This window comes from Chryseobacterium sp. C2(2020), assembly GCF_014218915.1.
Classification (GTDB): Bacteria; Bacteroidota; Bacteroidia; order Flavobacteriales; family Weeksellaceae; genus Chryseobacterium; species Chryseobacterium mucoviscidosis.
Map to the genome: position 1 here is coordinate 60,476 of NZ_JACLCT010000013.1, position 21,636 is coordinate 82,111.

21 protein-coding genes and 2 tRNA genes are annotated in these 21,636 nt (G+C 36.7%); 13 read left to right on the forward strand and 10 right to left on the reverse strand.

Features of this window, described 5'->3' with window-relative positions; genetic code table 11:
• From H6W52_RS09520 to H6W52_RS09540, 5 genes are all read left to right on the forward strand, one after another.
• A tRNA-Phe gene (locus H6W52_RS09520) sits at nt 1-71 on the forward strand.
• A gap of 117 nt (nt 72-188) precedes the next feature.
• Nucleotides 189-261, forward strand: a tRNA-Phe gene (locus H6W52_RS09525).
• Between the two features lie 134 nt (nt 262-395).
• Nucleotides 396-1,571: a thioredoxin family protein gene (locus H6W52_RS09530; protein WP_116097817.1), complete on the forward strand. Its 1,176-nt coding sequence runs from the start codon at nt 396-398 to the stop codon at nt 1,569-1,571.
• A 1-nt stretch (nt 1,572) separates the two neighbouring features.
• Entirely contained in the window at nt 1,573-2,211 is a 639-nt protein-coding gene (locus tag H6W52_RS09535; protein WP_116097815.1) for a DUF3575 domain-containing protein, read from the forward strand.
• Nucleotides 2,212-2,215: 4 nt separating this feature from the next.
• Nucleotides 2,216-2,422: a hypothetical protein gene (locus H6W52_RS09540; RefSeq protein ID WP_076392260.1), complete on the forward strand. Its 207-nt coding sequence runs from the start codon at nt 2,216-2,218 to the stop codon at nt 2,420-2,422.
• A 79-nt stretch (nt 2,423-2,501) separates the two neighbouring features.
• Here the strand turns inward: H6W52_RS09540 and H6W52_RS09545 are convergent, their stop codons facing one another.
• On the reverse strand, nt 2,502-3,713 hold the full coding sequence (locus tag H6W52_RS09545) for an exo-beta-N-acetylmuramidase NamZ domain-containing protein (RefSeq protein ID WP_116097813.1): 1,212 nt from the start codon (nt 3,711-3,713) through the stop codon (nt 2,502-2,504).
• A 4-nt stretch (nt 3,714-3,717) separates the two neighbouring features.
• On the opposite strand from H6W52_RS09545, the gene H6W52_RS09550 reads away from it, so the two are divergent.
• Together H6W52_RS09550 and H6W52_RS09555 are read left to right on the forward strand one after the other, a co-directional pair.
• Nucleotides 3,718-4,947, forward strand: coding sequence for an ABC transporter permease (locus H6W52_RS09550; RefSeq protein ID WP_116097911.1), 1,230 nt, complete (start codon nt 3,718-3,720; stop codon nt 4,945-4,947).
• Between the two features lie 525 nt (nt 4,948-5,472).
• Nucleotides 5,473-6,456: a PLP-dependent cysteine synthase family protein gene (locus tag H6W52_RS09555; protein ID WP_076392256.1), complete on the forward strand. Its 984-nt coding sequence runs from the start codon at nt 5,473-5,475 to the stop codon at nt 6,454-6,456.
• A 58-nt stretch (nt 6,457-6,514) separates the two neighbouring features.
• On the opposite strand, the gene H6W52_RS09560 is transcribed toward H6W52_RS09555, so the two are convergent.
• The 3 genes from H6W52_RS09560 to H6W52_RS09570 form a co-directional block, all read right to left on the reverse strand.
• The gene (locus H6W52_RS09560; protein ID WP_116097811.1) at nt 6,515-7,042 is read right to left on the reverse strand and encodes a YcxB family protein; all 528 of its coding nucleotides are present in this window, start codon (nt 7,040-7,042) and stop codon (nt 6,515-6,517) included.
• A gap of 133 nt (nt 7,043-7,175) precedes the next feature.
• Nucleotides 7,176-7,478 (reverse strand): chaperone modulator CbpM, encoded by a 303-nt coding sequence (locus tag H6W52_RS09565; protein WP_116097809.1) that lies wholly within the window; start codon nt 7,476-7,478, stop codon nt 7,176-7,178.
• A 3-nt stretch (nt 7,479-7,481) separates the two neighbouring features.
• Entirely contained in the window at nt 7,482-8,402 is a 921-nt protein-coding gene (locus H6W52_RS09570) for a DnaJ C-terminal domain-containing protein (RefSeq protein WP_116097807.1), read from the reverse strand.
• A gap of 94 nt (nt 8,403-8,496) precedes the next feature.
• On the opposite strand from H6W52_RS09570, the gene H6W52_RS09575 reads away from it, so the two are divergent.
• Nucleotides 8,497-9,696 carry a dicarboxylate/amino acid:cation symporter gene (locus tag H6W52_RS09575; RefSeq protein ID WP_116097805.1) on the forward strand — a complete coding sequence of 400 codons (1,200 nt, stop codon included), beginning with the start codon at nt 8,497-8,499 and terminating at the stop codon, nt 9,694-9,696.
• A gap of 246 nt (nt 9,697-9,942) precedes the next feature.
• On the forward strand, nt 9,943-10,473 hold the full coding sequence (locus tag H6W52_RS09580) for a hypothetical protein (protein ID WP_116097803.1): 531 nt from the start codon (nt 9,943-9,945) through the stop codon (nt 10,471-10,473).
• A gap of 2 nt (nt 10,474-10,475) precedes the next feature.
• On the opposite strand, the gene H6W52_RS09585 is transcribed toward H6W52_RS09580, so the two are convergent.
• From H6W52_RS09585 to H6W52_RS09595, 3 genes are all read right to left on the reverse strand, one after another.
• Nucleotides 10,476-10,859 (reverse strand): DUF779 domain-containing protein, encoded by a 384-nt coding sequence (locus H6W52_RS09585; protein WP_116097801.1) that lies wholly within the window; start codon nt 10,857-10,859, stop codon nt 10,476-10,478.
• Between the two features lie 254 nt (nt 10,860-11,113).
• Complete coding sequence (gene adhP, locus H6W52_RS09590) at nt 11,114-12,151, reverse strand: alcohol dehydrogenase AdhP (protein ID WP_076392242.1); 1,038 nt, start codon at nt 12,149-12,151, stop codon at nt 11,114-11,116.
• A gap of 262 nt (nt 12,152-12,413) precedes the next feature.
• The gene (locus H6W52_RS09595; protein WP_116097799.1) at nt 12,414-13,943 is read right to left on the reverse strand and encodes an aldehyde dehydrogenase family protein; all 1,530 of its coding nucleotides are present in this window, start codon (nt 13,941-13,943) and stop codon (nt 12,414-12,416) included.
• 181 nt (nt 13,944-14,124) lie between these two features.
• Between H6W52_RS09595 and H6W52_RS09600 the strand changes: the two genes are divergently transcribed.
• Entirely contained in the window at nt 14,125-15,048 is a 924-nt protein-coding gene (locus H6W52_RS09600; RefSeq protein ID WP_116097797.1) for an AraC family transcriptional regulator, read from the forward strand.
• Nucleotides 15,049-15,096: 48 nt separating this feature from the next.
• Here the strand turns inward: H6W52_RS09600 and H6W52_RS09605 are convergent, their stop codons facing one another.
• Nucleotides 15,097-16,425, reverse strand: a complete 1,329-nt coding sequence (locus tag H6W52_RS09605; protein WP_116097795.1) for a hydroxymethylglutaryl-CoA synthase family protein — start codon at nt 16,423-16,425, stop codon at nt 15,097-15,099.
• A gap of 147 nt (nt 16,426-16,572) precedes the next feature.
• Complete coding sequence (locus H6W52_RS09610; RefSeq protein ID WP_116097793.1) at nt 16,573-17,133, reverse strand: RNA polymerase sigma factor; 561 nt, start codon at nt 17,131-17,133, stop codon at nt 16,573-16,575.
• A 307-nt stretch (nt 17,134-17,440) separates the two neighbouring features.
• On the opposite strand from H6W52_RS09610, the gene tyrS reads away from it, so the two are divergent.
• Nucleotides 17,441-18,736 (forward strand): tyrosine--tRNA ligase, encoded by a 1,296-nt coding sequence (gene tyrS / locus H6W52_RS09615; RefSeq protein ID WP_116097791.1) that lies wholly within the window; start codon nt 17,441-17,443, stop codon nt 18,734-18,736.
• A gap of 121 nt (nt 18,737-18,857) precedes the next feature.
• Here tyrS and H6W52_RS09620 read toward each other — a convergent pair whose 3' ends face one another.
• Nucleotides 18,858-19,310, reverse strand: coding sequence for a hypothetical protein (locus H6W52_RS09620; protein WP_076392232.1), 453 nt, complete (start codon nt 19,308-19,310; stop codon nt 18,858-18,860).
• 245 nt (nt 19,311-19,555) lie between these two features.
• On the opposite strand from H6W52_RS09620, the gene H6W52_RS09625 reads away from it, so the two are divergent.
• Both H6W52_RS09625 and H6W52_RS09630 read left to right on the forward strand, forming a co-directional pair.
• Complete coding sequence (locus tag H6W52_RS09625) at nt 19,556-20,194, forward strand: alpha/beta hydrolase (RefSeq protein WP_116097789.1); 639 nt, start codon at nt 19,556-19,558, stop codon at nt 20,192-20,194.
• Between the two features lie 109 nt (nt 20,195-20,303).
• On the forward strand, nt 20,304-21,635 hold the full coding sequence (locus H6W52_RS09630; RefSeq protein WP_116097787.1) for a PDZ domain-containing protein: 1,332 nt from the start codon (nt 20,304-20,306) through the stop codon (nt 21,633-21,635).
• Nucleotide 21,636 lies beyond the last annotated feature (1 nt).

Here is a 21,636-nt window from a genome sequence, read left to right on the forward strand (position 1 = left end):
TTTCTTAGCTCAGTTGGTAGAGCAATGGATTGAAAATCCATGTGTCCCTGGTTCGATTCCTGGAGAAACCACTTAAAAAAACCACCTGTAAAAAGGTGGTTTTATTTTCAAAGTTTTAAATAAAATTTGCCAAGGTTAATAATTATTGTTACTTTTGCACCACTTCAAAAAAGAAGCAAAAATTAAATGGTTTCTTAGCTCAGTTGGTAGAGCAATGGATTGAAAATCCATGTGTCCCTGGTTCGATTCCTGGAGAAACCACTTAAAGTCATCTCATTTGGGATGACTTTTTTATTTTTTATTTCACATTGTTAAATCGTAGTTAATCCCATCACAATAGCATCTCCTTTACGTTGAAATTAAGTATATTCGCTTTTTTAAATTTTATTTGAAAAATGAAGAAGATTATCTCCGGTTTATTGTTATTTTCCGCCATTACGGCATTTGCTCAGGAAGCCATTAAATTTGAAGAACTGCCTTTTAAAGACCTTATTGCAAAGGCAAAAAAAGAAAAAAAGATTGTCTTTCTGGATGCCTATGCTTCATGGTGCGGTCCGTGCAAAATGATGGAAAGAAATGTTTTTACGCAGAAATCGGTCGGAGATTATTTCAATGCAAATTTTGTGAACGCAAGATTTGATATGGAAAAAGGAGAAGGAAGAGATATTGCGGCAAAATACGGAGTACGCTCCTATCCTACTTATCTTTTTCTGAATGGCGACGGAGAGCTTGTTTCCCAGAATTTCGGATATATGGAAGAAAGTATGTTTCTGACGATGGCGCAGGATGTAAATTCTCCTAACAACAAAAAAGGTTCGCTGAAAGAACGTTTTGCGAAGGGTGAAAAAGATTCCGATTTTCTGATCAATATTATGAAACTCAATTCCTCTTCGGATTTTAATTTTGCCAAACAGGCATCTGAAAGATATTTTGAAAATAAAAAAGCTACTGAAGAATTCTCAAAAGACGACGTTGGACTGCTGCTGTTTTTCTTAAAATCTACTGAAGACAAAAATTACAAAGTTTTTACAGACCGAAAAGCTGAAATCATCAAATTTTTACCGGAAGAAACGTATAAGGAATTTGACAATCAGATCAAGCTTGGCAAGATTGTGGAGCAGTCTATCGATCAGCAGAATAAAAAAATCAATGATGATTACTTCATGAAAAATGCAGAACCTCTTGTAGGAAAGCATGATGCGGAAGTGAAACTCAACCAGATGAAACTTGGCTATTATGAGCAAAATTCGAATTTTCCGGAATACGAGAAAGCAGCTTTAGCCTATTACAGAAATTCAGAAGCGTTTGAACCTAATGAATTATTAAAAGCAGCGTGGGTATTTGCGGAACACGTAAAAACCCCATCATCCCTGAAAAAAGCGGCGGAGTGGGCTGAAAAATCTGTGATGAGAGGCGAAAGTTCTGAAAACACATATATTCTTGCGAAACTTTATTTTCTAATCGGAAATAAAGAAATGGCAAAAACATACGCAGAAATGTCTAAAAATATGGCAACACAGGCTCAGAAAGATTCTACTTTAGCCGATGAGCTACTAAAACAAATAAAATAAAATGCTTAAAATAAGATTGATTGCAGGGATTTTAACCGTGTTTTTTTTAGGAACACTCAATGCACAGGAACAGGAAGCACAACCGACTTCTGAAAAAAGTGTATACCTTAAAGGAAATGCTTTGCTAATACCTGTAGGAGTTATAAATGTAGGATTAGAGCATCAGTTAAATAAAAAATTCACGGTACAGGGCGATGTTTTAATTTCTCCGTGGAAATCTTTTGCCGGACACGAATTGCAGTATTACTCCGTTTCGCTGGAAGGAAGATATTATTTTGATGAAGCTTTTAAACATTGGTATATCGGAGGAAATATTGCAGGTTCCCGCTTTATTGCCCAAAAGTGGAATTACTGGAGTGACGGCACTTTTGTTGACGAAAAAAATGGAAATGTCTACCAATATTCTGATGTCTACCAAAAAGGTTATTCCATAATAGTTGGAATTACAGGAGGCTATCAGTTTAAACTTGCTGAAAACTGGAACATGGATATTTATGCAGGAATCGGAACTTCTCAGGATTTTTACAAAGGCTATGTACGCTCGACGGGAGCTCGTTATGACGTAGCGGAAGGCTTTAACAAAAGCGGGGAAATTCTTCCTTACAGAGGCGGTGTCATGATTTCTTATAAACTAAAATAAAACAATGAAACTATTCGGTAAAAATCATATTATTATCTGCATCATCACTTTTGGGATTCTTTTTCTGATGAATTACCTGGGAAACGATCAGGCAGATAAGCTGGAAAGAGCTTTAATGATTGCGGCAGCGGGCGTTATCGGTCTGTCAATCGGTCTTGTGATCATGAATAAAGGAAAAGACGACAAAACTCCGCCGCAGAATTTTGATTAAAAAATTTCAATTGTCAATTGTCAATAGTGAATTCATTTTATTTGTGAATCTAAATTGACAATTGACAATTCACGTTTCATCAGTTTTCGTAAACAACATATTTCTTTCTGATTTTCTCGAATTTTTCCAAATCTGATTTCCAGGATGCTTTGATTTCCGAAGCTGATTTTCCGGCAACAATCTGTTTTCTCAGCTCATCGGTTCCGGCTAAAGTATCAAACCACAGATTACTTCCTGTGGTTGGTTTCAGGAAAAAGTCCAGATCAGGATTTTTATAGTTTTTATACGCTTTTATTACCCAGTCCAGATTCAGTTCTCTTAAGTCTTTTCTATAATCTGAAAGGTTTTCGCCGTAGCACAATTTTCCGTTTAAAAAAGGATCTTTTGCTCCTGCACTTGGCTTCGGAGTAAACTGATAAGGAAGATTTTTTGTCCATGGAGATCCGTAAATCTGGAACGGCAAATCTGTTCCTCTTCCCACGGAAACCTGTGTTCCTTCAAAAAAGCATAAACTTGGGTATAAGTTGATGGCTTTATCATTGGGTAAATTCGGGGAAGGCTTATCTGAAATCTGGTAACGCAACATTTTATGATAATTTTTCATCGGAATCAACGTGTATTTTGCCTGAACTCCGTTTTTCAGCCATTTTTCTCCATTTACCATTTTTCCGTACTCTCCTATTGTCAATCCGTATACAACCGGAACTTCATGCATCCCCACAAAACTTGTCCATTTTTTCTTTAAAACAGAACCATCTGTATATCCGTCATGCGGATTTGGCCTGTCTAAAACAATCACTTCAATATTATTTTCAGCGGCTGCTTCCATAAGATAGGTCAGTGTTGAAATATAGGTGTAAAACCTCACGCCGACATCCTGAATATCAAACACCAGAACATCCATTTCTTTCAGTTGTTCCGGAGTCGGTTTTTTATTTTTACCATATAATGATACGATGGGAATTCCGGTTTTCACGTCTACTCCATTCTTTACTTTCTCGCCTGCATCTGCATCCCCTCTGAAACCGTGTTCCGGCGCGAAGATGGATCTTATTCTGATTCCGTTTTTTACCAAAAAATCCACAACGTGCGTTCTATCGCTCATCAGTCCGGTCTGGTTCGTTACCACTCCTACAATTTTTCCTTTCAGCAAAGGCAAATAGAGCTCCGGCTGATCTGCTCCCGTTTTAAAATCTTTTTTATCTTGAGCCTGAGAATAATATTGATTGAATACTCCTAAAAAAATTAGGCAAATAAGAAGTAAATTTTTAATTTTGAAATCTAAATTCATAAGTTTGAAATTTCCTTTATATTTCTCGAAAAAAATAGCGTTTTCCAAAGATAACAAAAATAACCTTTCGAGGGTTATCATCTTCATCGGCAGACTTTCTGTGGCATTGGGAATTATTGTTTCTCTCATTACCGTTTCCACCGGATTCGGTTCTAAGAAAGCGATTAAGGAAAGACTTGCAGATTTCAGCGGACACGTTACCGTAAGATCCACGAGATCAAACTCTTCCTACAATACTTCAGTTCTTGATAATCAGGGACTGAATATCAAGAAAATAAAAGAACTTCCGGATGTTGAAAGTGTGCAGAAATATGCTACGGTAACGGGAATTATGCGGAACGAGCATAATTTTGCAGGGATTATTTTCAAAGGAATCGGAAAAGATTTTGACAGTGTAAGGTTCAAAAAATTTTTAGTTGCCGGAACTTCTCCGAAAGTTACGGAAGTTGGCTATTACAACGGAGTTACCATTTCCCAAAAGATTGCCAATGATCTTCATCTGAAAGTGAAGGACAGCATTGTAACGGTATTTTCAAAGGCAGATCAAAAGCCTATTTACAGAAAATTTGAAGTGGTCGGAATTTATAAAACCGATATTAAAATGATTGACGATCAGTTTGTGTTGGGAGGAATTAATCATGTAAGAAAAATTCAGGATATGAAGCCTGATGAAATGGGCGGACTGGATATTTTCTTTAAAAATGTAAATGATATCGACAGCGATTTTCCTGAAATTGAGAAACTCATCGGCTATAAAAATTATGCTGAAAAAGCCACTGAAAAATATCCTCAGATTACGGACTGGATTAGTATTTTCGATACCAATATCGCTCTGATTATCATCATCATGTTGATTGTTGTAGTCATTAATATCATCATGGTTCTTCTGATCCTGATTATTGAAAGAACAAATTCTATCGGTCTTTTAAAGACTTTGGGAGCAAGCAATTCACAGATCAGAGCCACTTTTATCAATTATACTTTAATTATTATGATTCCGGGATTGCTGTACGGAAATGCGATTGGTCTCGGACTGCTTTTGATTCAGAAAGTTTTTGGAGTGATTACCTTAAATCCGGAAAATTATTACGTTAGTACGGTTCCGGTAGATCTTAACCCGATTGCCATTATTTCAATTTCTGCCGGAATTCTGATTATTTCAGGACTGGCATTAATAATTCCGAGTTATCTGATCAGTAAGATTTCTCCAGTGAAAGCGATTAAGTATAATTGATATTAATTATTCGACGGAATTTGTCATTGCGAGCGAAGCGAAGCAATCTCAGATTTATAAAATTATATTCAACTTTTCTACAATTTGAACATTAAGTTTTATTAAGGCTTTAAGAGTATTAAGGTATAACTTCGTTTTGAGTTGAGATTGCTTCGTCACTACGTTCCTCGCAATGACAAATTTTCTGATAACGGCAAAATCCTAGCCCCGATAGAAACGACATCCTTTTTTGTTGCGGCTGGAGCATAAACTGGAGGTTTACGAACGTAGTTCAGGAAGCCGTAACAAAAAAGATACAGTGGATAGCGGGAATAAGCTCCTTATTGAGTTGGAGAGTGGAGAGTTGGAGAGGGTGAGCGTAAGAAGGTAAATAGAGTGAGAGGGTTTTGAGGGGTTTTTAGAGTTTGGGTTTGGATTGGAAAGGTTGGTTTTGAGGGGTTGAAATTGAGAAAACAGTATTAATTATTCATTTTTAATTATTAATTATCTGAAAGCCGTATCTTTGCAACGCTTTAAAAGACATTTATGAAATACGCAAACAACATCCTCGAAACCATCGGAAATACACCTCTTGTAAAACTTAATAAAGTTTTGGGTGAAGATTTTCCGGCACTGGTTTTGGCAAAGGTGGAAACTTTCAATCCGGGAAACTCTGTGAAGGACAGAATGGCTCTGAAAATGATTGAAGATGCTGAAAAAGATGGAAGATTAAAACCCGGAGGAACGATTATCGAAGGAACGTCCGGAAATACAGGGATGGGACTGGCTCTTGCCGCGATCATCAAAGGGTACAAATGTATTTTTGTAACCAACTCTAAACAGTCTAAAGAAAAATGTGATATTCTTCGTGCTGTAGGAGCAGAAGTTATTGTCTGTCCGACAGATGTAAAACCTACCGATCCGCGTTCTTACTATTCTGTTTCCAAAAGACTGGCTAAAGAAACGGAAAACGGATGGTATGTAAACCAATACGACAATTTATCCAACAGAGCAGCTCATTACGAGTCTACCGCGCCTGAAATCTGGGAACAGACGGAAGGAAAACTAACGCACTTCGTTGTAGGAGCCGGAACAGGAGGTACGATTACAGGCTGCGGAACATTTTTTAAGGAGAAAAATTCTGACATTAAGGTAATCGGAGTAGATACGTACGGTTCGATTTTAAAAGAGATTCACGAAACGGGAGAAATCAATTTAGGAAATGCTTACACGTACATTACAGAGGGAATTGGTGAAGATATTCTTCCTGAAAACTACGATATGTCTGTAATCGATCATTTCGAAAAAGTAACAGATAAGGACGGAGCAGTGTACGCAAGAAAACTGGCTAAAGAAGAAGGTATTTTCTGCGGATATTCTGCGGGAAGCGCAATTTCTGCTTTGGTACAGATGAAAGATCAGTTCACGAAAGACGATGTGATTGTGGTTCTTCTTCACGATCATGGTTCCAGATATGTTGGAAAAATTTACAACGACGACTGGATGAAGGAAATGGGCTGGCTGGATTAATCAGCTTTTTTATGATAAAATAAAACTCAGAGCAAAGCACTCTGAGTTTTTTGTTGTTTTATTCTGAAATATTTTTCTTTAAAACCTGCTTCAGAAAGCTGTATTCCTTTTCGCTCATTGATTTTCTGGGAAACATATAGCTGTATTTTCCTTCAACGGTAATGAATTCATTATTGCTGTAAAAATAAGTAAAATCTTTCCACTCGCTGGTTTCTTTTTCGCCATCGATATTTACGGTAAAGAAATTTTCATCAAACCGGATTTCGTAGATTTTACAGTTTTCAAGCTTATTTAAGTAATTATTAACCTGCTTTTTCCATCTCGAAACTTTATTGATGCTTACGGAAAGAAAAAACGCGCACAGCAAAAACAAAAAACTTACAAAATATAAAATTCCCGCTTTTTCTTTAGTAAAATCATTTCTGAAAACAAAAACGATCAGTAAAATAACAGCAATCACAATCGTTGTAATCGTTTTTCCTCTGGTAGTCGATGAAAAAAACAAACTTCCCTGATTTCCGCTGAAATATATTTCTTCAAAGTCTTTCCTTTTAGGTTTTAAAACAATAACTTTTTCTTCAGTCATAAACAGTAATTTCTGATGCAAAGCTAAAAGAAAAATTTAATTAAATGATGATCTCTTCATTGATCTATTGTTTTTTCACAACTCCAAAACATCAATCATCAATCATGATCCTTCAACTATCAACTATCAACTATCAACTATCAACAAAATTACCATCGATTGCAGAAAGTTTATTCATCAGTTCACGATTCCTCTGTCTGAGATCTTCCATTTTTTTCAGCATTTCATGGATTACTTCTAAACCCGGAAGATTGATTTCCAGATCATAATGCCAGTTGGTAAATCTTTCAAACATGGGCAAATCTTCATACATCAGATAACGGATTTCATTTTCTGTGTGAATAGTAAGCAATCCCGAGTTCACCAATTCATCAAAAAAAGTAATTTCTACGTTATATATTTTTACGAGTTCTTCCCGCGATATTCTTTCACTCATGGCTTAGGAATTTTTAAGTTGTTCAAAAAGTTCTTTCTGCTTTTCAGTCAGGTTGGTCGGTAATTTCACTTCATATGTCACGAAAAGATCACCAAATTCGCCCTCCTTCTTGTACACCGGAAAGCCTTTTCCTTTCAGTCTTACTGTTGTTCCGTTCTGTGTTTCAGGTTTTACTTTCAGATTTACACTTCCATTCAGCGTGTTTACTTTTACATCACCTCCTAAAACTGCGGTGTACAGATCAATTGAAACTTTAGATTTCAGATCATTGCCGGTTCTTTCAAAATTCAGATCAGGAGTGATATTGAACGTAATGTATAAATCTCCATTTGGGCCGCCATTGAAACCGGGATTTCCGTGACCTTTTAATTTAATCTGCTGACCGTCATAAATTCCCGCCGGAATGGTAATTCTTACTTTTTTGCCATTGATTTCAAAAGTCTGAGGATGTGTTGTTGCAGCATCTGTTAAGGTTAAAGTTAATTCTGCCTGAATATCCTGTCCTTTAAATTTTCCCGACGCACTTCCCCTTGAACTTCTGCCGAAACCTCCTCCTGCTCCTCCAAACATACTCTGGAAAAAATCTGAAAAATCTTCCCCGTCACCAAAATCCGCTTCCGAAAATCCGCCTCCGAAGTTTCCTCCCTGATTTTGATACTGTCTTTGCTGCTGTTGCTGTGCTTTTTCATATTCTTCGCCATGCTTCCAGTGTTCTCCGTATTTATCATACTTTGCACGGTTTTCGGGATTGCTCAGAACTTCATTGGCTTCATTCAGCTCTTTGAATTGTCTTTCGGCTTCCTTGTCATCAGGATTGAGATCGGGATGTAATTTTCTTGCGAGTTTTCGATATGCCTTTTTGATATCTTCCTGCGTTGCGCTCTTGTCTACGCCTAAAATTTTATAGTAATCTATATAAGCCATAGAAACGATGTTTACTCAAATTTAAGGATTTTATGACTGAATTTTATATAACAGAATGTTAAAAATTAAGCTATCTTTGGTTAAAAAGCAACGCATGAAAGAAGTGTTGAAAAACTACTCCGGAATTTTACTTTTACTGTTGGGAATCTCTGTCGGAAGCATCATCGGAATTGCGGCTCCCGATATTGTGGATTATATAAAACCTTTGGGAGATATCTTCCTGAACCTGCTGTTTGTAAGTGTTGTTCCGCTGGTTTTTTTTGCCGTTTCCAATTCTATTGCTTCACTGGAGCAACAGTCTAAGTTCGGAAAGATAATGGTAACCATGGCTTTTACCTTTCTGTTCTTTATTTTAACTGCGGCAATTTTCACGATTTGTGCCGTGTATCTTTTTCCGGTTTCCGGAGTTGCTGGAAGCTCGGAAATTGTGGAGGAAGCCACGAGTAATGACAGTTGGGGAAACAGAATCGTAGGATTTTTTACGGTAGGAGAATTTACACAGCTTTTTTCAAGACAAAATATGCTGGCTCTTTTAATTTTTGCTTTCATGACGGGATTTTCCGCCAGAAAAGCGGGAGAAAAAGGACAGGCTTTCCGCTCATTTATCGCTTCGGGCTATGAAGTGATGAAGGAACTGCTTTTGTTGATTATGAAAGTTGCCCCGATTGGTTTGGGCGCATATTTTGCGTATCAGGTTGCTACGCTGGGACCTCAGCTTTTCGGATTTTATGCAAAACCTTTAGGATTGTATTATATTGCAGGAGTAGTCTATTTTCTGGTCTTCTTTTCACTCTATGCGTTTATGGCAAAAGGTCAGAACGGAGTTAAAAGTTTCTGGACAAATGCTGTTTTCCCCACTTTAACCGCTTTGAGCACCTGCAGCAGCTTCGCCACGATGCCTGCCAATTTACTCGCAGCTTCAAAAATCGGAATTCCGAGCCAGATTTCAAATATTGTGATCCCGATTGGCACAACTTTGCATAAAAACGGTTCTTCCATGTCGTCGATCATTAAGATTTATGTGGCATTCTTAATCATCGGAAGAGACTTTTTTGATCCTATGAATCTTCTTTTAGCTTTAGGAATTACTGTATTTGTAAGCATTGTTGCGGGAGGAATTCCAAACGGAGGATATATCGGAGAAATGTTGATGATTTCCGTCTACAAATTACCACAGGAAGCAATTCCGGCAGTAATGATTATCGGAACTCTGGTTGATCCTTTGGCAACGGTTTTAAATGCGGTCGGACAATTGGTAGCTTCTATGTTTGTAAGTAGGTTTGTGAAGGTTTGATTTTTTTATCTAAACACAAATTGCACGAATGTTTTTTCGCGAATTGCACAAATGTTTTCTAAATAATTAAGATTGTCCATACTTTGTCACCATTGAAAAATCTTTAAGTTCTTTGCTGAGTGAAACGCCTTTGCGAACTTAAAAACAGTTGGTATAAAAAAAATATTAGCGATCCTTTGCGTTAAAATTAGCATTATGATCAATAATAGATAATCAAAAATAATTTTATTGTATTAATATTCCTGTATGAATTCTTTTTATAAAAGCATCGGACTTTATGAAAGTCTGAATTTTGACATTGAGATGAAGCAATCTGAGCTGATAGAAAGCCTGAGAAAGATTACTTATAAAACAAATCCCTCTTTTATTTCTTTAATTCCGGATTATGGAATTCCTACAAGATTTGAATACCGTGGAATGGTGAACCAGAAAAATTTTACCATTAAAAGAAGACGGCATTTTTTCGACTTTAATATTATGCATTGTATCATAAAAGGAAGTATTTTGGAACAAAACAACAAAACATTGCTTACGATAGAATTTATACCCTTTCTTTATCATTTTATGATCATGGTTGTCTCAATTGTTTTTGCGCTATGTATTGCTTTTCTAGCCAGTAAAGACGAAAAGAATTATTTTATTCTTGCTGTGCCGTTTCTTATGACGATTGTACAGTATTTCGTCCTGAAAGGAAGCATCCAAAGAGACAAATATGACTTTTTAAGAGAACTGAATTTTATCGCACAGAAAAATAATATCTTTAAAAATACAAAGTAATACTATTCACTGCGTTTCACCTGTTCTAAATTCTCCAGTTCTTCCAGCGTGAAAAGTCTGTAAATGACTTTGAATGTTTTTCCCAGAGGTGTTTCTAAAGAGAATCCGCCCGGTCCGAAACCATCGACAACATCGAGTGTAAAATGTGAGTATTTCCAGTATTCGAAGAGATCACGGTCGATCCAGAATTCATGATTATTAATGGTTCCGATCATCGCGTCATTCATTCTCGGGTAAAATCCTCCTTTTTCAAAACATTGGGGCTGCGTTCCTTCACAGCATCCTCCTGCCTGATAAAACATCAGGCCACCATATTTTTTTTCCAGTTCCCAAATGACTTCCAGAGCTTTTTCGGTTGCTGAAAGTCTTGCTATTTTTGTTTGCATTTTTCTTTATTTTTATTGAATTAAAGGTGTACGAACACAGTTCAGAAGTGAAGTAAAAAATCTTTATAAATGAGGTTTAGATTCTTCCTTCGTCAGAATGACAACATTTTCGGTATTTCAGAATGTCATTATCTCTTCTTTGATTCATTCGCAAAAATCATGTTCTTAACATCCGTTTACTTTGTCATTACCTTTCTTATTATAAAGTTAAAAAGTTTCGGTGAAATTTCATTTCGCCGAAACTCTAAATTTATTTAATTCGAACTTCCTGCAATATCGAGAACGATTCTGCCATCAATCTGCCCTTTCTTCATTTTGTCGAAAACATCATTAATATCTTCTAATTTTGCCGCGGTTACCGTTGCTTTTACCAGTCCTTCATTTGCAAAATCCAGCGCTTCCTGAAGATCTTTTCGAGTTCCTACGATGGAACCGCGCACCGTAATTCTTTTTAATACGGTTTCAAAAATCGGAAGTTCAAATGATCCCGGCGGAAGACCGTTTAAAGCAATGGTCCCTTTTCTTCGAAGAACATCAATTCCCTGTTTGAAGGCAATCGGAGATACTGCTGTTATTAATGCACCGTGCATTCCGCCAACTTCTTTATGAAGATATTCTCCGGGGTCTGTTGTTTTGGCATTAACGACCAGATCTGCGCCTAATTTTTTAGCCAGATCCAGTTTATCATCAGCGACATCAATGGCAGCAACATGCATTCCCATTGCTTTTGCATACTGAACAGCAACGTGTCCCAATCCACCGATTCCTGAAATGGCAACCCATTCTCCCGGTTTTGTTTCCGTTTCCTTTAAACCTTTATATACAGTAACTCCGGCACAAAGAATCGGTGCAATCTCTAAAAAGTTAACATCCGGTTTCAGATGTCCGACATATCGTGAATCTGCAATGACATATTCGGCAAAACCTCCATCAACGCTGTATCCTCCGTTTTTCTGGGCTTCACAAAGTGTTTCCCAGCCTGTAATACAATAATCGCAGCATCCGCAGGCGGAATAGAGCCACGGAACTCCCACTGCATCTCCTTCTTTTACAAAAGCTTCAGGACCACATGCAACCACGATCCCTACTCCTTCATGTCCCGGAATTAAAGGCATCTTCGGTTTTGCAGGCCAATCGCCGTCCACTGCATGTAAATCTGTGTGACAAACACCACAAGCGATTACTTTTACGAGTACTTCATATCTTCCAGGTTCTCTTACGGGAACTTCTTCTATTTTCAGGGGTTGTCCATAGCCTTGAACAACTGCTGCTTTCATTGTTTTTGGAATCATTATTTATTTTTTTGAGTTGGTTTTTAAGTTTAGTCTGGTTCTTTAAAGTTTTGATACGGTTCTAAATGACATGAAAATTCCTGCTCACCCGAAAATTCCGGATCAGGACGAATGGTTGTTCGCGTGAGGGATAGGAAGGGTGGCGAGGAACGAGCCGGTGCGGAGTGAAACGGAGCACCGAAACGAAGTGGAGCCCTGAATAGCCCGACCGTTTTTCCCCGTTGCCGAGACGGGGAAAACGGGCACGCCCTAATATTTAAGATTAAAAGAAACCTAGTTTGTTTTTGTTGTAGGAAATCAGCATATTTTTGGTCTGACGGTAATGATCCAACATCATTTTGTGGTTTTCGCGACCGATTCCCGACTGTTTGTATCCTCCGAAAGGTGCTCCTGCAGGATATGCATGATACTGGTTTACCCAAACTCTTCCTGCTTCAATATGACGCGGAATGTTATAAAGCTGATGCGCATCTCTTGTCCAGACTCCTGCTCCAAGACCGTAAATGGTGTCGTTTGCGATTTTTAATGCTTCTTCTTCGTCTTTGAAGGTGGTGAATGCCAGAACAGGTCCGAAAATTTCTTCCTGGAAGATTCTCATTCTGTTGTTTCCTTTAAAGATGGTCGGCTGAATATAATATCCGTCTTCCAGACCTTCTCCGACATGATTTACATCTCCACCGACAAGCACTTCTGCACCTTCTTCTTTTCCTAATTTGATGTAAGAAAGGATTTTATCTTTCTGGATCTGTGAAGCCTGCGCTCCCATCATTACGGTTTTATCTAAAGGGTTTCCGACTTTGATGGCTTTTACTCTTTCGATCACTTTGGCAATGAAAGCATCTGCGATATCTTCCTGAACCAGTAATCTTGACGGACAGGTACAGATTTCACCCTGATTCAAAGCAAAAAGAACTGCTCCTTCGATGGCTTTATCTAAAAATTCGTCGTCTGCATCCATTACCGAATTGAAGAAAACGTTTGGAGACTTTCCTCCTAATTCTAACGTTACCGGGATGATATTTTCTGTTGCGTACTGCATAACCAGTCTACCGGTTGCTGTAGAACCTGTAAAGGCTGCTTTTGCTACTTTCGGGTTGGTTACCAAAGCCCTTCCCAGTTCTGCTCCGAAACCGTTCACAATGTTTACCACTCCTGCCGGAAGCAAATCGCCGATGAGTTCCATAAGAACCATAATGGAAATCGGAGTACTTTCTGCAGGTTTTAAAACGACGCAGTTTCCTGCTGCCAAAGCCGGAGCTAATTTCCAGACTGCCATTAAGATCGGGAAGTTCCACGGAATGATCTGTGCGATTACTCCAAGCGGTTCGTGAACGATTAATGAAACGGTATCTTTATCCAGTTCGTTGTGAGAACCTTCTTCCGCTCTGATAACGGACGCAAAATATCTGAAATGATCAATTGCCAAAGGAATATCTGCGGCTAAAGTTTCTCTTACCGCCTTCCCGTTATCGATGGTTTCAACGGTTGCGATGTATTCTAAATTCTGCTCGATCCTGTCGGCAATTTTGTTTAAAATGATGCTTCTTTCTGTGGAAGAAGTGTTTTTCCACGTTTGGAATGCTTTTTCGGCTGCATTTACCGCCAATTCAAGGTCTTCTTTGGATGAATGCGCTGCCTGTGTGAAATTTTTACCGTCAATAGGTGAAACTACATCGAAGTACTGTCCGTTGACCGGAGCTGTAAATTGCCCATTGATGTAGTTGTCATATCTTTTTTTGAATTCAGGCCATTGGAGTAATGTTTCTGATTGTTGTTGTGTTGTAGTGCTCATATTCGTACAATTTTAATTTTTATCTATTGCCAAATTACATTTCCTTCAATGATTCTGATAGCACAATCGTACAAAAAAACTTCAAAATCGTACAGACAGAAAATTTTATTATTTCATTAACAGTCTTGTAAGCCGATTATTTTCTATATTTGAGTAAACAGGCTATTAAAAATGTTTAGAAATGAACAATAACAAGATTTTATTAGAAACTCCTGAATTGACAAGGGAAAACCAGCTTATGCACTTGGTTGAAAATCAGACAAAATTCAATCTAAACAATTGCGAATTCAGTATCTACGAAACGCATAAGGCTGCTTTCGATGTAAAACTGCATTTTGAAACGATTGCATTCACTGCAATGCTTCGCGGCAAAAAGCACATGAAAATAGATCATAAAACGGGCTATTTCGATTATTTTCCGGGAGAAAGTGTTCTGGTTTCGCCGGGAGAAACGATGGTAATCGATTTTCCTGAAGCGGATGAAACGCCTTCCCAATGTATTTCTCTAAGCCTGAATCCTGAATTCATAGAGAGTTCTCTCAATCACCTCAACTATCATCTTCCAAAGGTGGATGAAACTTCGCGCTGGAATATTGAACTGGATGAGTATTTTCTGTTTAATAATCAGTCTCTGGCTTCAGCTACGAATAATATCATGAGAATTGCGATGGACGACAATTCGCAGAAAGATATTATGGCAGATTTTGCTTTGAAGGAACTTCTGATCCGCCTGATGCAGACGCAAGCAAGAAGCATGGTGGAGAAAAATATTGTTAAAAACAAATCCAGAATTGGTTTTGTGGTAGATTATATTAAGAAAAATCTTCATCAGAAATTATCAATAGACAGCATTGCAAAAATGGCATATGTGAGTAAATCCAATTTCTTTAAAATGTTTAAAGACGAACTGGGAACTTCTCCGAATGAGTTTATTTTGCAGGAAAGAATCAATCGGGCAAAAGAACTTTTGGCGAACCAGAACAGCATTAAAGAAACGGCTTATCAGACAGGGTTTTCGGATGCGAATTATTTTACGAGAGTATTTAAGCAATTAGTGGGAGTAACGCCGAAAAGTTATCAGGATAAAGTTTTATTTCTTGAATAAAAAAAACACCTCAGATTGAGATGTTTTAATATTATTATTGATTTTTAATTATCCCTTATAATCATAATATCTTGCTCCTTTTAAAACAGGATTTTCCAGTTCTACTGATGTTAAACCAAAGCCTTTATAGTTTTCGTTAACTGAATTTTGCAGTTGTTTTCTGTGGAGTTTTTCATAAGTCTCAAAATCAATTGAGGTTCTGTTTTTTAAACTTTCAAATAAATTCCATTTTTTGACCACATTTTTCCAGTTTTCTGAAACTTTTCCGGCAAATACTTTGGATTTTGATCCGCTTCCGTATCCTAAAAATCCGATTTGCTGTCCTGCTAATTCTTCATTTTCGTTAAAAGAAGTCTGTAAAGCAGAAAGTAAAGCCATAAAAATGGAAGCCGTATATATATTTCCGATTTCCGAAGATGCACGTTGAGATTTTTCAATTTTATCATTAATAAACTGAAGGTATTCTTCTGATTTTGCCACCGCTTTTTGTTCTTCAGGCGTTTTGTAAAACAGACCGTTTTCTAAGCTGTAAATTTCTGTGAAAACTCTTTTTCCGTGAAAGGCGTATGGAAGATGGAAGATCAGATATTTCCAGTTTTCGTAAGGTTTATTTTTTCCAGTAATTTCTTTATAATGATCGTAGGCTTCTCTAATTCTGTCCTGATAACACTGGTTGGAATATTGTCCGTCAAAGACAGGTTCATCCGTGAAAATTTCTATTTTTTCGGGGAAACTTTCGGGAGCATTCGTTAAATCTTCTTTTTTGAAATGACGACGCGGCTTGAAAAAGTCAAAGACCGATTCTGTGGCAACACCCCAATTGTTCTCAATTTCAATGAGATCAGGTTTTGAAGAAATTAAAATCGCAACTGCTCCTCCACCCTGTGTATATTCTCCGGAAGAAGCCAGTTCGTATTTTGCGTAATCACTTGCAATGACTACTGCTTTTTTATCAGGGTTTGCTATTACAAAATCTAAAGAATTATGAAGCGCATCTACTGCTCCGATACACGCAAAAGTCATATCTACCACATCACAGTTCCTGAAAGTTCTTTCTCCAAATTCTTTTTCGAGAACTTTTTCTACCATCTGCATAGCGTAAGAAGCGGTTGGTTTAGCGGCATCTAAAGCGCTTTCTGTTCCTAAGTAAATTCTTGATATTTCTTTCGGATTGATATTATAATCCTTTATGAGTCTTAGTAATGCTTCTGCTGCAAATGTTGCGGCATCTTCATGAACATCGGGAAAGCCCATTTTATGCAATCCCAATCCTTTTTCGAGTTTTGCAGGTTCGATTCCTCTTTTTTCTGCTAAATCTTTAATTTCCAAATATAATGAAGGCACATAATAGCTTGCTGCCTCAATTCCAAAAGTCATATTTCTTAATTTTCATACGAATTTAGAAAATGTAAACGTTTAATCATATATGATTTTTAGTAATTATTGAAAATTTATTTAGAATATGATAAAATTCAGGAAAATTATATTTTTAAATTCTAAGATCGGGATTTTAAAAGTTTGTGATTATTGATCGTCAAACTCATTATTTTTCAACAGTTCTGCTAAGACTTTTTTTGCACGCATAACACGAACCTTTGTATTGGCAACAGAAATGCCTAATTCCTCAGCAATTTCTTTGATGCTTTTTTCTTCGAAAAATCTTAAACGAATGATTTCCTGATAATTGACATCTAAAGATTCTATTGTTTTAATAATTTTCTTCTGTTCTTCTTCGGAAATCATCAATTCTTCAGGAGATTTGGCATACTGGTTTTTTACCTCATCCAGATTTTCTGTAGGATCCTGATTTTCGCGGCTTTTTTTTCTCCAAAAATCGATGATGGTATTTTGAGCAATAGTTAAAATCCATGTTTTAAACTGAAAATGAGGATCAAACATATCCAGCTTTGATAAAACTTTTGAAAAAACATTTACGGTGATTTCGTCGGCATCATTTTCGTCGTGAACTTTTTTCATTACAAAAGAAAAAACATCAACCCAAAAAATGTTGATGAGCCTTGTCTGCGCTTTCTGGTCTTTTTCCTTCGCTTTCTGAATGAGAGGAAATAATTGTTCGTCGTTCATTACTAACAAATATAATTGATTTTAGCTAAAAATACAACGCAGAAGATCAAATGATTTTTTCTGTACAATTTGTATTCCGACTGAGGTTTAGCCATGATCGCAGCATTTGTCTGAGCTCATTTTGTTTGATTTTGGTTTCGGCGGCTTTGCCGCCGAAACCAAAATCAAACAAAATAGCGAGTGCGGAGAGCAGGAAACAGCTCCTAAAAAAATCAACCTGTTTTTCATCCTGAATTGAAAGTTTCTGTCTTCGCCTTATTCCCCTGAAATGATTATCTTTGCACATTAAATTTTAAAGCAGAAAATAATGAACTCTTTTATTGAAGAACTGAAATGGCGCGGGCTTTTTGCCGACATGATGCCCGGAACGGACGAACAACTGGATAAGGAAATGACAACAGCCTATATCGGTTTTGATCCTACTGCAGATTCTTTACATATCGGAAGTCTTATTCAGATAAAAATTTTAGCTCATTTTCAGCAGCACGGTCATAAACCAATTGCTTTGGTGGGCGGTGCGACAGGAATGATTGGGGATCCTTCGGGAAAGTCTGCGGAAAGAAATCTTCTGGATGAAGATACTTTGCTGCATTATGTAGACTGTCTTAAAAACCAGCTTTCCAGATTTCTGGATTTTTCGGGAAGCGAGCCGAATAAAGCGGAACTGGTGAACAATTACGACTGGATGAAAAATATTTCTTTCCTTGATTTTGCCAAAAACGTCGGGAAAAATATTACCGTAAATTATATGATGTCGAAAGATTCTGTAAAGAAAAGACTTTCCGGAGAGGCAGGAGTTGATGGAATGAGTTTTACGGAATTTACGTATCAGTTGATTCAGGGGTACGATTTTTTACATCTGTATCAAAATAACGGCGTTAAACTTCAAATGGGAGGTTCTGACCAGTGGGGAAACATAACGACCGGTACAGAACTGATCCGCAGAAAAGCACAGGGTGAAGCTTTTGCCTTAACGGTTCCTCTGATTACAAAAGCCGACGGCTCGAAATTCGGAAAGTCTGAAAGCGGAGAAAATTACTGGCTGGATAAAAAGAAAACTTCACCTTATAAATTCTACCAATTCTGGCTGAATGCAACGGATGAAGATGCGGAAAGATTCATTAAATTCTATACATTTTTAGGAAAGGAAGAAATTGAAACTTTAATTGAAGAGCATAAAACGGCTCCACACGAAAGAAAGCTACAGAAAAAATTAGCTGAGGAAGTTACGGTATGGGTTCACGGAAAAGATGAATACGAGAAGGCATTGAAAGCATCTGAGATTCTTTTTGGACGTTCTACGGCTGAAGATCTGGTAAGTCTTGATGAAGAAACTTTTCTGGAAGTATTTGACGGAGTTCCGCAAAAAGAAGTATTGAAGAATGATGTTTTAGGCGTAAATATCGTAGATCTTTTATCTGAAAAATCAGGATTTTTAAAATCGAAAAGCGAAGCCACAAGAGAGCTGAAAGGAAATGCTATTTCAGTCAATAAACAGAAAATTAATGACGTTTATACAGCTAATGAAAGTGATCTGATTGACGGTAAGTTTTTACTTCTTCAAAAAGGAAAGAAGAGCTATTTTATTGTGAAAGTAATCTAATAGTTTCGTAAAATATAAAAATCTGGGGCGCAAAATTGAAAATTTTGCGCCCCAGATTTTTTAGGTAACATCATAAAAAAAGACCACCTTTTCAGATGGTCTTGGTATTTTGAATGATTTTTTATAGTTCTAAGAAGCTGTAAGAAATTGAGGCACTTTGTGTACCCGATCCTACAACCTTTTTAGTTTTGGCAACTTCTCCGTCTACATAGATATTGATGATTAGCTCAGAATCTGAATAAGGAAGAACAGCATTTGCTGCTAAATTTAGCTGAGCCTGACTTGAGCTTACAAACTGCTCTCCGCTGGACCATGTAGTTCCTGTAGGATTAAAAGTAGTACTCTGCCCTGTTCCGATCTGTGTAACTACAGTAGAAAAAGTTCCTGTAACAGGTGGATTTGCAGGTGGATTTGGACCTTTTGTATTTATTTTAGCTTCAAACTGAATAATATGATCTGTAAATTCATCATCGTCATCTTTCTTACAAGAATTAACAACTAAGATTGCTGAAAATAATACAGCGAATAAAAAAGAAAGTCTAAGTAAACTTTTTGATTTGTAAAATTGCTTCATTTCTCCAAATAGATTTTTAATGTTCCAAATATAGGTTTTTTATCAATATAAAAATAACTTTTATGAAAAATTTCCAACAATGAATTGCAAATAATATCAATTCAATAAATAATTATAACGCTGTTTTTGTCTAAATGTTGGGCGGGTTTAATATTAGTTTTAAGACAGTTTGTCCATCTGTTTTAAATGGTCTTATTTTGATGGAGCTAAAGAATAAATACATCATTAATAATTATCTTTGCCGTATGAATTTAGATTATATTGTAAGAGAACCCGAAAATATCAGTTCCGACACCACGATTCTTTTCATGCTTCATGGCTACGGAAGCAATGAACAGGATCTTTTCAGCTTCAGAGAAACTCTTCCTAAAGACTGGATTATCGTAAGCTTCAGAGCACCAAGAAACACCCAGTTTGAAGGCTTTTCATGGTATGATATCGATTTTAACAATCCTGACAACTTTATTGATGTTCCGCAGGCTACAGAATCTTTAAACAGCGTTACGGAAAGTATTCTTAAAATTGTTAATAGTTACGGAATTACGGAAGGAAAAACTCACCTTTGCGGTTTCAGTCAGGGAGGAATTTTATGTTATGCTCTGGCTCTGAAATATCCTGAAATGTTTAATCTTGTGGCGTGTTTAAGCAGTTACCCGGAAGAAAAGTTACTTACAGATATTGTAAAGGATAAGAAAAAACTGGAAAGACTTCGCTTCTTTATTTCCCATGGAACAGATGATGCGGTAATTCCTTTGGAATGGGGAAGAAAAGCGGCAGATCTTTTATATGATTTAAGCTGTTATTTTACATTCAGGGAATACATGAGCGGTCATGGAGTGAACCAGAAAAATTATATGGATCTGATGGATTTTTTCTCCAAATAGATTATCGAAATTTAAACATTCATTTTAAATTATTAAACAAAATACAAACATTCTCATTTTGGGAATGTTTTTTTATTAAGGGTAAGGATAAATTCAGTAAATTCAGTAAATGAAACTGAGGTATTTTTTTGTGTTCTTACTGTTCGGCATTTTTATGAATGCTCAAAATTCTTTTGAAGTTCAGGATGCAAAAAAAACCGTCATCCCTTTTAAACTTATTGCCAATTTAATTTTTATTCCTGTAAATATTAATGGAGTAAATCTGACTTTTTTACTTGATACCGGAGTCGCAGAAACTTCTATTTTCAGTCTTGAAAATAAAGAAATCAATCTCCAGAATATTGAGAAGATAAAATTTGCCGGTTTAGGAGGAAGCGCAAGTATCGACGGATTTCGTTCCGATAATAATATTGCAAAGATCGTAAAGAATTTTGTAAATAATTCAATGACGGTTTATATTATTACCGATCAGGATTTTAATATTTCCTCCCATGTAGGAATTCCTGTGAACGGAATTATTGGTTATCATTTTTTCAAAGATCATCCTGTTTTAATTGATTATTCGTCTAAAAAAATTATCATTTACAACGATAAAACTTTATTTCAGAAAAAAATAAAAAATTTTAAAGAGATTGAGATCAGCATAGAAAAAAATAAACCTTATGTAATTGCCGATGTGGAAATGACCAGAGAGAGAAAGCCTTCAAAATTGCTGATCGATCTGGGAAACAGTGATCCGATGTGGCTGTTTCCTGCTTTGATAAAAGACTTTGTTTACAACCGACCGAATATTGATGATTATCTCGGAAGAGGTTTTAACGGGGATGTATTTGGAAAACGAAGCAGAATTCACAACCTGTATCTCGGAGATTTTAAATTTGAAAAACCGCTTACCGCAATGCCTGATGAATATTCTATTCAGCACGTAAATATGGTGGAAAACAGAAAAGGTTCCATTGGCGGAGATATCATGAGGCGTTTTACAGTTGCATTCGACTATTCTAACAAGAAAATATATTTAAAAAAGAATGGAAATTACGATGATCCTTTTCATTTCAATATGAGCGGTCTGGATTTTAAACAGGACGGCATGGAATGGACGAAAGATGTGGTGAATCTTCCCGCTAAAAGAAAGGAAAGTCCTTCCAACGGAATTGAAGTGATCAATAATAACCTTCAGTATAATTTTGTTTTAAAACCTATTTTTTCCATCGCCGGAGTGCGTAAAGATTCTCCGGGAGCTAAAGCCGGACTTCAGAAAGACGATCGTTTAATAAGCATCAATGGCAAAAAAACAGAGGACATGACACTCAATAAAATCATGGAAATGATGAAATCCGATGAAGGAAAAACCATCAATATGCTGATTGAAAGAAAAAATAAACAGATGACTTTAAGCTTCACCCTCGAAGATCCTATACCTTACCAAGAACAAGAATGAT